The 12,639-nt window shown below is 37.8% G+C and carries 14 protein-coding genes; 4 read left to right on the forward strand and 10 right to left on the reverse strand.

Annotation, left to right across the window (positions count from 1 at the left end; genetic code table 11):
• The first annotated feature begins 128 nt into the window (after positions 1-128).
• The 3 genes from dgoD to P0077_RS14115 all read left to right on the forward strand — a co-directional run bounded on the left by dgoD (position 129) and on the right by P0077_RS14115 (position 3,713).
• Entirely contained in the window at positions 129-1,286 is a 1,158-nt protein-coding gene (gene dgoD, locus P0077_RS14105) for a galactonate dehydratase (RefSeq protein ID WP_276165855.1), read from the forward strand.
• Between the two features lie 71 nt (positions 1,287-1,357).
• Positions 1,358-2,680 (forward strand): GntP family permease, encoded by a 1,323-nt coding sequence (locus P0077_RS14110; protein WP_276165856.1) that lies wholly within the window; start codon positions 1,358-1,360, stop codon positions 2,678-2,680.
• Between the two features lie 34 nt (positions 2,681-2,714).
• Positions 2,715-3,713 carry an SMP-30/gluconolactonase/LRE family protein gene (locus P0077_RS14115; RefSeq protein WP_276165857.1) on the forward strand — a complete coding sequence of 333 codons (999 nt, stop codon included), beginning with the start codon at positions 2,715-2,717 and terminating at the stop codon, positions 3,711-3,713.
• A gap of 67 nt (positions 3,714-3,780) precedes the next feature.
• Here P0077_RS14115 and P0077_RS14120 read toward each other — a convergent pair whose 3' ends face one another.
• The 9 genes from P0077_RS14120 to P0077_RS14160 all read right to left on the reverse strand — a co-directional run bounded on the left by P0077_RS14120 (position 3,781) and on the right by P0077_RS14160 (position 10,760).
• The gene (locus P0077_RS14120; RefSeq protein ID WP_276165858.1) at positions 3,781-4,266 is read right to left on the reverse strand and encodes a hypothetical protein; all 486 of its coding nucleotides are present in this window, start codon (positions 4,264-4,266) and stop codon (positions 3,781-3,783) included.
• Between the two features lie 98 nt (positions 4,267-4,364).
• Positions 4,365-4,730, reverse strand: coding sequence for a hypothetical protein (locus P0077_RS14125; RefSeq protein ID WP_276165859.1), 366 nt, complete (start codon positions 4,728-4,730; stop codon positions 4,365-4,367).
• Between the two features lie 45 nt (positions 4,731-4,775).
• Complete coding sequence (locus P0077_RS14130) at positions 4,776-6,236, reverse strand: potassium/proton antiporter (RefSeq protein ID WP_276165860.1); 1,461 nt, start codon at positions 6,234-6,236, stop codon at positions 4,776-4,778.
• Between the two features lie 188 nt (positions 6,237-6,424).
• Positions 6,425-7,474 carry an ACR3 family arsenite efflux transporter gene (gene arsB / locus P0077_RS14135; RefSeq protein ID WP_276165861.1) on the reverse strand — a complete coding sequence of 350 codons (1,050 nt, stop codon included), beginning with the start codon at positions 7,472-7,474 and terminating at the stop codon, positions 6,425-6,427.
• 3 nt (positions 7,475-7,477) lie between these two features.
• The gene (locus P0077_RS14140) at positions 7,478-8,116 is read right to left on the reverse strand and encodes an arsenate-mycothiol transferase ArsC (RefSeq protein ID WP_276165862.1); all 639 of its coding nucleotides are present in this window, start codon (positions 8,114-8,116) and stop codon (positions 7,478-7,480) included.
• Positions 8,117-8,127: 11 nt separating this feature from the next.
• Positions 8,128-8,595 (reverse strand): DUF6428 family protein, encoded by a 468-nt coding sequence (locus P0077_RS14145; protein ID WP_194526391.1) that lies wholly within the window; start codon positions 8,593-8,595, stop codon positions 8,128-8,130.
• Positions 8,596-8,641: 46 nt separating this feature from the next.
• Entirely contained in the window at positions 8,642-8,971 is a 330-nt protein-coding gene (locus tag P0077_RS14150) for an ArsR/SmtB family transcription factor (RefSeq protein ID WP_194526392.1), read from the reverse strand.
• A 149-nt stretch (positions 8,972-9,120) separates the two neighbouring features.
• On the reverse strand, positions 9,121-10,053 hold the full coding sequence (locus tag P0077_RS14155; protein ID WP_276165863.1) for a DUF6929 family protein: 933 nt from the start codon (positions 10,051-10,053) through the stop codon (positions 9,121-9,123).
• Between the two features lie 182 nt (positions 10,054-10,235).
• The gene (locus P0077_RS14160) at positions 10,236-10,760 is read right to left on the reverse strand and encodes a GNAT family N-acetyltransferase (protein ID WP_276165864.1); all 525 of its coding nucleotides are present in this window, start codon (positions 10,758-10,760) and stop codon (positions 10,236-10,238) included.
• A gap of 204 nt (positions 10,761-10,964) precedes the next feature.
• On the opposite strand from P0077_RS14160, the gene P0077_RS14165 reads away from it, so the two are divergent.
• Complete coding sequence (locus P0077_RS14165) at positions 10,965-11,570, forward strand: DUF4337 family protein (protein WP_276165865.1); 606 nt, start codon at positions 10,965-10,967, stop codon at positions 11,568-11,570.
• A 6-nt stretch (positions 11,571-11,576) separates the two neighbouring features.
• Here P0077_RS14165 and P0077_RS14170 read toward each other — a convergent pair whose 3' ends face one another.
• Positions 11,577-12,614: an MBL fold metallo-hydrolase gene (locus P0077_RS14170; RefSeq protein ID WP_276165866.1), complete on the reverse strand. Its 1,038-nt coding sequence runs from the start codon at positions 12,612-12,614 to the stop codon at positions 11,577-11,579.
• Positions 12,615-12,639 lie beyond the last annotated feature (25 nt).

Consider the following 12,639-nt stretch of genomic DNA (forward strand, 5'->3'; position numbering starts at 1 on the left):
CTTATTTCCTATCATTTTAAACGTATTAATTACACTTCAATAATATTCACTACTTTAGGGGAAACCAATCTAATCACATTAAACCTAGATTGTTTTATTAATCAAACTTTGAACTTTAGTAGAATAGTATGGATGACCTGCGAATTGAAAAAATTGAACTTTTTAAAGTGCCACCACGTTGGCTTTTTCTAAAAATAACTACTAAAAGCGGAATCATAGGCTGGGGGGAACCTGTTGTAGAAGGTAAAGCTGCTACGGTTGAGGCCTGTGTCCAAGAACTTTCGCAATATATAATCGGTCGTTCTGCCAATGATATAGAAGATATTTGGCAAACCTTGTACGGAGGAGGTTTTTACCGTGGAGGTCCTATTCTTATGAGTGCAATTTCTGGTATAGATCAAGCGCTTTGGGATATAAAAGGCAAGCATTTGGGCGTTCCTGTTTATGACCTTTTAGGTGGTGCCGTTCGTAAGAAAATGAAAATGTACTGTTGGATCGGGGGAGACCATCCAGAAGTTGTCCTAGAGCAAGCACGGGAAAAAGTAGCACAAGGGTATAAGGCGGTTAAGATGAATGCGACAGGTGCTTTTGCCTGGATAGATTCATTGCAGAAGGTAAAGACCGTTGCCAATAACATTCGGATGCTTCGTGAAGAATTTGGAGATACGCTAGACGTGGGCTTGGATTTTCATGGAAGAATACATAAGGGAATGGTAAAACGTTTGATTGATGAACTGGCACCATACAGCCCAATGTTCATTGAAGAACCCGTGTTGAGCGAGAACAAAGAGGCTTTTGATCATATTTATCCATACACCAGTGTGCCTATTGCTACTGGTGAACGAATGTTTTCTCGTTGGGATTTTAAAGAAATATTGCACAGAGGCACGGTAGATATTATTCAGCCGGATTTAAGTCATGCCGGAGGTATTTCAGAAGTAAGAAGAATTGCCGCTATGGCGGAAGCCTATGATGTTGCCTTGGCGCCTCATTGCCCATTAGGTCCTGTTGCACTTGCTTCCTGTCTTCATGTAGATTTTAATTCTATTAATGCGGTAATCCAAGAAAGTAGCTTGGGCATACATTATAACAAAGGTTTTGATTTGTTGGATTATATGGATAATCCTGAAGTTTTTGATGTAAAGGATGGCTATGTAGAGCTGCTGAAGAAGCCCGGTTTAGGAGTGGATATCAATGAAGAGAAGTTAAAAGAAGGTCAGAAAATTGGACATAACTGGGTAAATCCGGTGTGGAGAAATGAAGATGGTAGTTTTGCCGAATGGTAAAAAAAAACTATGTAAATTACAGTTTTTGAACGATTTAGTTCTTAAATTCAGAGAACTTAAACCAACCGATTATGCTTTATATTATTGCCTTGGTCTGCGCTCTTGCATTTATTATCTTGGGTATCGTTCGCTGGAAAATTCATCCATTTTTTGTGTTATTATTGGCCGCAATCGGTTATGGATTCATAACCGGAATGAGCGTTGAGACAATCATTGATTCGGTCAATAATGGTTTTGGCAGTATTATGGGCAAAATAGGGCTCATCATTTTTTTTGGTGTAGCTATTGGTACGGTACTGGAAAAATCTGGTGGAGCTATGGTCATTGCTAGCCGGATGATTAAGCTTATTGGCGAAAAATCAATTCACTTGGCCATGATGTTAACGGGATATTTGCTTTCCATACCCGTTTTTGCAGATAGTGCTTTTATTATAATGAACGCGTTGAACAAAGCCCTTTCGGAAAAGGCAAAGGTAGCTTATGCAGGTACCACGGCAGCTTTGGCGCTGGGGCTTACGGCTACGCATGTAATGGTACCACCCACTCCCGGTCCTATTGCCGCAGCAGGAATTTTGAATGCGGAATTGGGCAGTGTAATTCTATGGGGTTTGATAGTGAGTTCATTGTCTTTGATCACTTGTTATTTTTTTGCAACCAAAATTGCTTCCAAAGTGGACGTTCCTATTCGTATGGAAGTGGCTCCGGATGTAGTGCATAGGCCAAAATTGTCACTTTCTTTATTGTGTATTATAGTCCCCATTATTTTAATTGTCTTAAAATCGATATTTGATTATCCAGAACTCCATATGACCGGGTTCGCTATTTATCCTGTCATTGCTTTTTTAGGTACGCCGGTAATAGCACTTTTAATAGGAGTTGTTTTGTCATTGTTGTTGCCTGAAAAATTGGACCAGCAAGTGTATTCGGCTACAGGTTGGTTAGGGGACTCATTGCGTATTGCGGCACCTATTATTTTGATTACCGGTGCTGGAGGTATTTTTGGTGCCATGCTTCAGAATTCTGGTTTTGCAGACCTGATTACTGAAAGCTTTTCAGGAATGTCCATAGGTCTGTTTTTTCCATTTTTATTGGCAGCTTGTTTAAAGACTACGCAAGGCTCATCAACCGTCGCCTTAATTACCACAGCGTCAATTGTAGCACCAATGATGCCTGCACTAGGTCTGGATGAAGCTTTTATGAAAACCATGACCGTTTTGGCTATTGGTGCCGGTTCTACTGTGGTTTCGCATGCCAATGATAGTTTCTTTTGGGTGTTTACACAATTAACGGGTATGGATGTAAAACAAGGAAATCAAATACAAACGGTGGGTACCTTAATTTTAGGTACATCTGCCATGACGTTAATATTCTGTATTTCAAAAATTATGGGTTAGTATCAATTTATAATCGATTTTAAATTATGTGGCCATGAGTAAATTTTATATGCTTGTTTTAATATTAGGACTTCACGCAACTCTTATTTCTCAAGAAAAAAAACATTTGTTTTCAGTTGAAATTCTTGATGATGAAGCATTATCAATTATTGATGAGAACGCCGAAATCAAAATAATAGGTAGTGGTTTTACTTGGACGGAAGGTCCATTGTGGATTGCTGATGGCGATTACCTTTTATTTTCTGATATACCAAATAATACCGTTTTTAAGATTGATGCTTTGGGGAAAACAAGTGAATACTTAAAACCGTCAGGCTATTTGGGGAAAAGTGGTTACGGAGCGGAGCCCGGTTCTAATGGATTGTTATTAAGTCCGGAAGGAAAATTAATTTTGATGCAGCATGGAGAAAGACGAGTAGCACAAATGACAGCTGATTTAGGTGCGCCTAAAGCGGAGTATGTTGCTCTTGCGGATTCATTCAAAGGAAAACGATTCAATAGCCCTAATGATGGGGTTTTTGATGCCGATGGTAATCTGTACTTCACAGACCCTCCGTACGGGCTTCCTAAACAAATGGAAGATTCAAACAAGGAGCTGGATTACCAAGGTGTATACTGTTTAAAGACCTCAGGAGAGGTGGTTTTGGTAGATAAATTGTCTAGACCTAATGGTGTGGCGCTTAGTAATGATGGTTCTAAATTGTACGTAGCGGTTTCCAATCCTGAACATGCCGTATGGTACCAATATGATATTTTCGATGCAGGCACTGCAGATAATAAAAAGTTGTTTTATGATGTAACCAACTTAATAGGACAAGATGGTCAGCAAGGTTTGCCAGATGGTATGAAAATGCACAGTAAAGGATATTTGTTCGCCACAGGTCCTGGTGGAGTTTGGGTATTCAATGAAACAGGAAAAGCATTGGCGCGAATTCATACAGGTGAGAAAACGGCCAATTGTGCTTTTGGAAAAGATGAGAAAGTACTCTATTTGACCGCTGATGATTATATCATGACCGTTTCACTTAAATAAAGTCCTGTTCTAGGAAAAGAAAAATCCCCACAGCTTGCTATGGGGATTTTGATTTGTGGACTTCTGTTTAAACAATAGCGTTTACCTTGTTGGCCCATTTTTCTGCCGTTTGTAACTCTCCATTTAATTGCAAGTTATTTTGATAGTTAAAAAGTTCAAAAACAACATCCTTACTGGCCGATGGACTCGTATTGAAGATGAGCTCAATTCGCTCAATGGTCTGTTCTACTTTTCCATGGTTACGAACTGATTTTCCTATTTTGGAAACCTTGCAGTTTTTTACATCTTTCAGGTTCACGGATAATTTTTCTGTAGCATCTTTTTCTTCTTTATAGAAAAAAACAGCGCTTTTATTAGTATCCATGCCTATTATAAAATCGCCAACGTACTCATGTTCATGTATTTTACAATTGTCTTGTTCCGCAAAATTACTCAAGGAACGGAGCATTGCTTTTTCTTTTTTCTTTACGCTTCTGGTAACCAGTACAAAAGGGGTTACACATAGTAGTACGGATACGGCCCCAATAAGGGTCGTGCCTAAATCTAAATCCATTTTTTAAATTTTTTAAATTGATAAATAGGGCAATGCATTTTGCAAGCCCAATAGTAGTTGTCAAAACAGGATTTGACGCGGGTTACTCAAAAATGGAATTACCAGAAATAATGAAAAGGGAAAATAATATCTGTCTTTCGCTTGGAGATAAGAAGGTTTTGCGAAAAACGCGTGTATTGTGCCAGCCTACTTTCAAAGATATTTTCGCTGGTTTTTTGTGTTCCCGATAGTTTGCTCGGGCCTTCAAGTGGATTTTGAGAATTGTTTGAAGGGTTGTCAACGGCCGTTTCGGATTCGGAGGTGTGAAAATAAAGTTTGGCATTGACCGAAGACACCAATTCTTTTTGCGAATTGTCAGAGCTATTTACTCTAAGTGTTTGGTCGCCGCTTAAGCCCATACCAATTGCACAGCAATAAATTGCCGTCAATAAGGATAAGCCAAATATTTTTTTAACCGATTTCACAAAGCAAAGGTAAAACTATAATCAATTGAAGTTGCCAAAAAAATGTTATTGATTTAGGCATTCTTGAACCTCTTTGAGACCTTCTTCATTGTCTGAAAGAACAACCAAAGTATCACCTGCTTCAATAACTGTAGAACCTTTTGGGGTTATGTACACATCTTTTCGCTTGATCATAGCGATTATGGCATTTTTTGGAAAACTCAGCTCAACAATTTTTTTGCCTACGGCAAAGCATTTTGGAGTTATGACCACTTCTTTCATAACCGCCTTTGGAATTTCGGCAAGAAACTTCTCGTTTTCGTAAATACGTTTGGCTTTCTCGGGTAGCCCAACATGTAGCCATTTTGCCAACACGGCCAAGGTGGTACCTTGTATCAGAACCGAGGAAACCGAAATAAAGAAAACAATGTTAAAAATGATATTTGCTTTATCAATACCCGCTAATAGGGGGTAGGTGGCAAATACAATTGGTGAAGCCCCGCGAAGCCCGACCCAAGAAATATAGAACCGCCTACGTAGTTTCATCTTAAACCACATGAGGCTTATGAATACACCAATAGGACGTGCTACAAAAATCAAGAATAACGAAATAAGCAGACCAATACCCATATAGGGGATTACGTGACTTGGAAAAACCAAAAGACCTAATGTCAAGAAGAGTACTATCTGCATCAGCCAAGCTAATCCATCAAACATTCTAAAGATGGTCTTTTTATGGATAAGGTCTTGATTACCCAAATACACGGCGCAAATGTAGATGGCAAGGAAGCCGTTGCCGCCAATAAAGTCGGTTGCCGAAAAGGTAATGAACATCAAGGTAATAACAAGTACGGGATACAGACCTTCAAAATCTAATCGTATCCTATTGATTACAATTTTGCTCAACTTTCCAAAGCCAAAACCTGCTGCTCCGCCTAAAATCATTTGTTGCAAGAATAGCGGTATAATTGATGCCAAACCTTGGTCCTGATTCACTACCAAAGAAAGAAAGGCAATGGTAAGTACGTATGCCATAGGGTCGTTACTACCACTTTCAAGCTCCAACGTAGGTCTTAGATTGGTTTTAAGGGCAAGGCTTTTGCCTCTCAATATTGAAAAGACCGCAGCAGCATCTGTAGATGAAACAATAGAACCCAATAATAAACTTTCATAGACCGTAAAATCCGTTACGAAATAGACAAATGTACCAAGTGATACCGCAGTTAGGAGAACGCCAAGAGTAGAAAGCAGAATACCTTCCTTAAGGATGGGTTTTACGGCAGGCCAACTCGTATCCAATCCGCCGGAGAACAATATGAAATTAAGGGAGACCACACCAATGAACTGGGCCATTTTTGGGTCATCAAATAAAATACCGCCAATGCCTTCAGAACCGGCCAACATGCCTATACCAAGGAAAAGTAAAAGTGTAGGAACTCCAAATTTATAGGAAGTCTTACCTACAACAATGCTAATGAACAACAGTAAAGAGCCAATTAAGACAATATTTTCAATAGTGAGATTCATTCCTTTTGTGTCCTTAAAAATATCTGTGCAAGATATCGTTTCTAGGTAAGGTAATCAATCAAAACGAAGAGGGAGTTTATGGTTTAAGCGAATAAATACCGTTTTAAGCGGAAATAAAAAAAATACCATCAATATCAGGGCGTAAAACACGGTTGACGCTGATAATGATGGTATTCTTAAATAAACTGTTAAGCGAATTTTTCTTCCTTTTTATAATACTTTTTCTTCAACCAAAAGGACACCCGAACAAGTAAAATTAAAGCAGGAACCTCTACTAGTGGTCCTATGACCCCGGCAAAAGCCTGCCCAGAATTTAGCCCGAAGACCGCAATAGCTACGGCAATGGCAAGTTCAAAATTATTTCCGGCAGCAGTAAATGCTACTGAGGTAGTTTTATCATACTCAGAACCGGTAGCTTTTGTAACAAAGAAGCCAATTAGGAACATTAAGGCAAAATAGATTAGCAGCGGTACGGCAATAATCAGAACATCCATAGGGATTTCAACAATCATTTCTCCTTTTAATGAAAACATGACCACAATGGTAAATAATAGGGCAATCAGTGTCATTGGAGAAATAGTGGGAATGAACTTTTGGGTATACCATTCTTCGCCCTTTAACCTTACCAATATCACCCTACTTAAAATTCCTAATAGAAAGGGTAAACCTAAATAGATGGCTACACTTTCGGCAATAGTAGCAATGGAGATATCTACAATTGCACCTTCAAAGCCAAAGTATGGAGGTAGAACGGTTATAAAGATATAGGCGTAAAAACTATAGGCAAAGACCTGAAAAATGCTATTTAAAGCTACAAGACCTGCGCCGTATTCACTACTGCCTTCTGCAAGGTCATTCCAAACCAAGACCATGGCAATACAACGAGCAAGCCCAATTAAAATTAGACCCACCATATATTCAGGATAATCTTGTAGAAACGTAATGGCCAATAAAAACATGAGTACAGGACCAATAACCCAATTGAGCACTAACGAAATGGATAGAATCTTTACGTTTTTGAAAACTTTGGGCAGCAATGCATAGTTCACTTTGGCCAGTGGCGGGTACATCATCAAAATTAGACCTATGGCTATGGGTATGTTCGTAGTTCCGCTGCTTGCGGAATTTATAAGTTCTGGAAACTGGGGTGCAAAATTGCCAATGGCAACCCCCAGTATCATGGCTATAAATATCCATAGGGTTAGGTAACTATCTAAAAAACTTAACTTTTTGGGCATTTTCTATGAGTTTATTTTAGAGAAAACAAAATATAGCTCTGTAGCAATTTGAATACTTCGCTCATTGTATTTTTCTGCTTGTTGCGGTGTGTTGTCAAAAGCTTTTGGGTCTTCAAAAGTAATAGGAATACGTTTTTCCGCTCCAGCAATAAAAGGACAACCGCCATCTGCCTGGCTACAGGTCATAATTGCAGCAAAACCTGATTTTGGATTAAAATCATCATCCAAGGTTTTAGAAAAACAAATAACCGGATGTTCGTTCTCAGCATATTTTATACTGTAAACCGGGTTTTTGTCTTCAGAACGTTTAACAACTTCAAAACCGGTATTCTTAAGCGTTTCCGCTGCCATGGGGAACAATGCCGTAGCTTCCGTTCCTCCTGAATAACAGAAAACGTTCTTTATATTAAAGTGATATGCCATTGCCTGAGCCCAAACTTGTGAAAGGTGACTTCTACGTGAGTTGTGGGTGCAAATAAAATTTAGTCTAATTTCCTCATTTGCTGTCACCTTTTCTTGAATAAAGTCAATTAAGGGCTGCAATGTTTCTTGTCGCTCTTTAGATATAGAGTCGGTTTGCAGAGAAGCAATAGTGTTCTCAATCTTTTCAAAAGTGCGCATTTGTACTGTTTTAGGTATCATAATCTATGTTTTTAACAACAACCACTTTTTGGGTCACATGAACTTCCTTGGCTTAAACTCGAAAATTGTAATTTTGGCTTCTCGGCAGGAATACCACAATTGTCTTTGGCTAAACAATCTGTTTGTTTGGTAGTTAACAGAAAGTTGGTTCCGTCAAAATCCAATCCAAATTTACCGATAGTGTCTCCTTGGTATTCCACTTCAATTTCCAAATCGCCTATACCTAAGGTTTTTTCAGAAAGCTCTATAATATGGACTAATTTCTCTGGGTGTAATCTATGATCGTAGTCATCTGCATTCCAAAGTTGAAAGTTTACAACCTCTTCATTTCTAACCGTACCGCCACAATCAATAAAGTTCTTGGTGATTTTACCCACCTCCGTTACATGAAAATGGTTAGGTACTAACTCTCCGTTAGGTAATTGAAATGCTATTTTGTCTAATTTTGAAAGCTCTGATTTAATCTGTGATAATTTCATAACTATATATTAATTGTAATTTTACGATAAATAATTTCAAATTTTTTTAGCAACAATCGGATTTGGATATATCTTGATCCAAGAACTCAAACATTACATTTTTCATTTTAGTCCAATTTTCCTTATGAATACAATAGCAAACACTGGTGCCTTCAACCGTACCCTGTATAAGCCCTAAATTTTTAAGTTCTTTTAAATGTTGAGAAATTGTAGGTTGTGCTAGGCCTATTTCATTAACCAAATCTCCGCAAACGCATGTATCTATTTTAAACAAATGTTGTAAAATAGAGACTCTTGCCGGGTGCCCAAAGACTTTTGCATATAGTGCAATTTCATTTTGAACGTCTGAAAATATTTCGGTTTTGGCAAGTCCCATTTTTTTGCTTGTTTAGTATATTGCAATATTACGATTAATATTTGACTTAACGAATTTATTAACCAATTAACTGTAGATTTGGGGATTAGTTGATTGGTTATGACTAAGTTGAATTTTGTTTTTTAGCTGGAAGGAGACTGTTTTTCCCGCTATAATTTCAGCAAACAGTTTAGCCGTAGTGAATTTCCCTTATCATCATCTGTAACTAAAGCAACTTCAAACTTGTTGTGAGCTATTTTGTTGGCTACTGTAACCGATTCTACCTTTAGGGGTTCATCTGAATTGGGAATAGGGGCCACCCTATATTGTTTTGAAAAAGTACCGTTAACTATTGGGATTACTCCAATGAAACTCCCTGCTATTTCTCCGTCGTTATAGGCTGTACCCGTTTTTTCTACCGAAGCGGTAAAGATTACCAAATTCTCATCTTCTAGAATAGTGGCACCTGAAAATCCGGATTGATACCCATCTATCTTTGGCAATTCATAAGCCATGGTAGTAAATGCAGGAAAAGGTTTCCTGTTTTCTAGAAAATCAAGTAAATCGGAATAAACAAAATTGAAAATCACGTTTTTTCCTCGATTAAAAAGGTAAATATTTTTATGATATAGAGCTACACCTTCAATATTTAAATGCGCGTCTTTAAGAATACTATGTTTTCTTAAGTTATCATAGAATTCAGTAATTTGATAGGTTTTTACGCTCACACTATCTTTGGTGTAAATATGTAAAAAAATATCTCGTTCTGGCGATTTTGCTCCTGATCCAAAGGCAAGTATTTCATTGTTGTTTATAGTTTCCAAAGCTTCAAAATCTGGTTTTTTAACTTTGTCAAGCCGGTTTCCCTCTAATAATGCGGTAGAATAAATTGCTGTCTTATTTAATATTTCTCCGTCACCCTTTACTTCAAAGAGGTACGGGGAGTCGTCGCCTACAACATAAAAATTATTACCGCCCTTGGTAATACCGGAAGCACTGGGGACGTCTTGTAGTAATTTAGTATTGGTGACTTCCAGTTCTAGGGACTGCCTATTGCATGTAGTTGCGAGGGTAAGAAATAAAGAAATAATGAGGAGTTTCATTTTTATTAATTGCTTTTTTGGAACAAATTTTAATGATGTTCCTTGATTATACCCGTAAGCCGGATTTAATTTGGGAGGGCAAATTTAAGGTCAATTAATGAAAGAATATTCTAGTTAGTAAAGGTTTAACAGGATATTTTCTTTCAAATGACTTTTAGGTTTATAAGCTGAAATTTAAAAACTTAGGAGTTTGTTTTATTGATAGTATAGAGCATTAATTCAATAGTGTCACCCGGTAACGTGATCGTTTCTTTGGATTCAAGGCCTAATTTGGACAGCAGTTTTTGGGAAGCTATGTTATCCTTTGAGGTAATGGCACATAATTTTTCTAGTTCAAAGGTAGAGAATGCCATTTCTTTCAACTTCAGCGCGGCTTCAAAAGCATACCCATTTTTGGCATATTCAGGTAGAAGGGCGTAACCTATGTCAATTGTAGAGAGTCCTTCCCTATCATAAAGACCGCAAGACCCCATTTTTACACCATCGGATTTTCGGGTAATCGTATAGTTGCCAAAACCTAGCCTTTTAAATTGAGGCGTTATTCTGGTGTTGATATAAGCTTCGGCATGTGCCGTACTGTATATTTTTCTATCACCAATATATTTGAGCCAGCTAGGTGAATTTAATAATTGGTATAGGAAGTCTGCGTCATCTTGTGTTGTGGCCCTTAATTCTAAGCGGTCTGTTTCAAAACTATCTAAATACATTATTGTAGGAATATATTTTTTATTTGTGAGTGATTAAAAGATATGACAACCTATTTTCCTATAAACTAGGCCTATTGTCGAAAAAGGGTAGATGTAAGAGGCTCCGCGCCAACTATAACCGGGGTTTATTACGTATACTATATAAGATTGATTTTTTTCAAAGTTAGTCTTGACCAAAACCAAGCACGTCATTAAAACAAAGTAATGTCTAAAAATAATAAAATAGAGAATAGAGGAGGGGTAATAATTATAATTCTTGTGGCAATGTTGGCCGTTATGAAAGTGGTTAATAGTAATCTAGAAGAAAAGATTGCACGTGCCAATTACAAACATGTAAGTTATTCCAGTTGGTATAATGCAAAAAGTATCAAACAAATTTTAAAAGAAAACCAACGAGATTATCTAGAGTCTTTGCGTGGTACAGGATTAGTGGCAGAAGATAAACTAGAGCAGTTAGATTTTAGAATAGATGTGACCGATGACCTTATTCGGAAATATGAAGAGGAAAAGACCGAAATTTTGTTGGGCTCAAATAATATAGCTCGGTCTGCATGGTCTCAGGATTTAAACGGTGAAATGGGCAAAATTGTTGGTCTGCGGTCTTGGGAAGACATAAGTCTAAAGACTAGAAGTTTGGTTACACAAATAGATATTGGTATCCTATTTCTTCAAATCAGCATTTTATTTGGCGTTTTAGGACTTATTATCAATGAAAATAAAAAGCTGCAACAGGTTTTTACTTTATTTATGATAGGCGTTGGATTTATAGGTCTAGCAGTTTGTTTTTATGGATACTACGCAATTCTATAATTTAAATTACCACCAAGACGTATCATTATCATCCTTAAGCGAACATAATTCTCCCAATTGGGGAAAAGCAACGTCCAACCCCTTTTCTTGAGCGGCAATTTTGAAATTTTCCGCAGGTTCCGTCCAATCATGTTGGGCCAGGGCAAATCCTGCCCAATGTACCGGCATAGCTTTTTTAGCCTTGGCATCTATTGCGGCTTGAACGCTTTCTTCAGGATACATATGTATCTGATGCCATTTCTCGTTATACTGGCCATCTTCCATAAAACCAAAATCAAATGGCCCTAATTTCTCTCCAATTTCTTTGAAGTGTTTCCCATAACCACCATCTCCACTAAACCAGATATTATGGTTTTGTGTTTTGAAGGTCCACCCTCCCCAAAGTGATTTTGCCCTATCGGTTAGGCCACGACCAGAGAAATGTCTACTGGGGGTGAAGGTAATTTTTATGTCCGAATAGGTAGCGTCATTCCACCAGTCAAATTCGGTAATTAATTCAGGGTCTATTCCCCAACTGACCAAGTGGCGTTTTACACCCAGGGCTACAAAATATTCTTTTGTTTTGCTTTTTAATCTTTTGATACTGTCATAATCAAGATGGTCATAATGGTCGTGGCTAATCAGCATAAGGTCTACCTCAGGAAAATCATCGATTAAACTTAAGGTATTTTCCGAAAAACGTTTCGTTTTGAAAGGAGCAATAGGGGAGGCGTTCGGGCCCAGCATGGGGTCTATCAAAATGGTTTTGCCGTTCAGACGCATTAATATAACGGAGTGGCCGTACCAGATGTATTTAAATTCAATATCGTCCGATAAGAAAGCTGCTTTATTAAAAGGAGTAACCGGTATGGGTTTTGCAGGTTCTCTTTTTTCCTTATCGGTAAACTGTTTGTACAACAGTTTGGGAATCTCCCAAAAACTGATAGACATACTTGTTTCTTCAAGATTAAGAAACTTGCCTTTTTTCCAATTTTTGGATTGACTGTAAAGTTTAATATCAGAATCCGTTGACTTTGCTCCGAACTGTTTTTTAAAGTTTTTCATTTGAACGTTATGCCTTATGGAGTAC

This window comes from Zobellia alginiliquefaciens (assembly GCF_029323795.1).
GTDB classification, from domain to species: Bacteria; Bacteroidota; Bacteroidia; order Flavobacteriales; family Flavobacteriaceae; genus Zobellia; species Zobellia alginiliquefaciens.

Excerpts from the sequence above, each read along its gene's own strand:
- P0077_RS14115 (WP_276165857.1), top strand. The coding sequence starts at position 2,715 with ATGAGTAAATTTTATATGCTTGTTTTAATATTAGGACTTCACGCAACT.
- P0077_RS14130 (WP_276165860.1), bottom strand. The coding sequence starts at position 6,236 with ATGAATCTCACTATTGAAAATATTGTCTTAATTGGCTCTTTACTGTTG.
- arsB (WP_276165861.1), bottom strand. The coding sequence starts at position 7,474 with ATGCCCAAAAAGTTAAGTTTTTTAGATAGTTACCTAACCCTATGGATA.
- P0077_RS14150 (WP_194526392.1), bottom strand. The coding sequence starts at position 8,971 with ATGGGACTTGCCAAAACCGAAATATTTTCAGACGTTCAAAATGAAATT.
- dgoD (WP_276165855.1), top strand. The coding sequence starts at position 129 with ATGGATGACCTGCGAATTGAAAAAATTGAACTTTTTAAAGTGCCACCA.
- P0077_RS14160 (WP_276165864.1), bottom strand. The coding sequence starts at position 10,760 with ATGTATTTAGATAGTTTTGAAACAGACCGCTTAGAATTAAGGGCCACA.
- P0077_RS14110 (WP_276165856.1), top strand. The coding sequence starts at position 1,358 with ATGCTTTATATTATTGCCTTGGTCTGCGCTCTTGCATTTATTATCTTG.
- P0077_RS14145 (WP_194526391.1), bottom strand. The coding sequence starts at position 8,595 with ATGAAATTATCACAGATTAAATCAGAGCTTTCAAAATTAGACAAAATA.
- P0077_RS14120 (WP_276165858.1), bottom strand. The coding sequence starts at position 4,266 with ATGGATTTAGATTTAGGCACGACCCTTATTGGGGCCGTATCCGTACTA.
- P0077_RS14170 (WP_276165866.1), bottom strand. The coding sequence starts at position 12,614 with ATGAAAAACTTTAAAAAACAGTTCGGAGCAAAGTCAACGGATTCTGAT.
- P0077_RS14155 (WP_276165863.1), bottom strand. The coding sequence starts at position 10,053 with ATGAAACTCCTCATTATTTCTTTATTTCTTACCCTCGCAACTACATGC.
- P0077_RS14165 (WP_276165865.1), top strand. The coding sequence starts at position 10,965 with ATGTCTAAAAATAATAAAATAGAGAATAGAGGAGGGGTAATAATTATA.
- P0077_RS14140 (WP_276165862.1), bottom strand. The coding sequence starts at position 8,116 with ATGATACCTAAAACAGTACAAATGCGCACTTTTGAAAAGATTGAGAAC.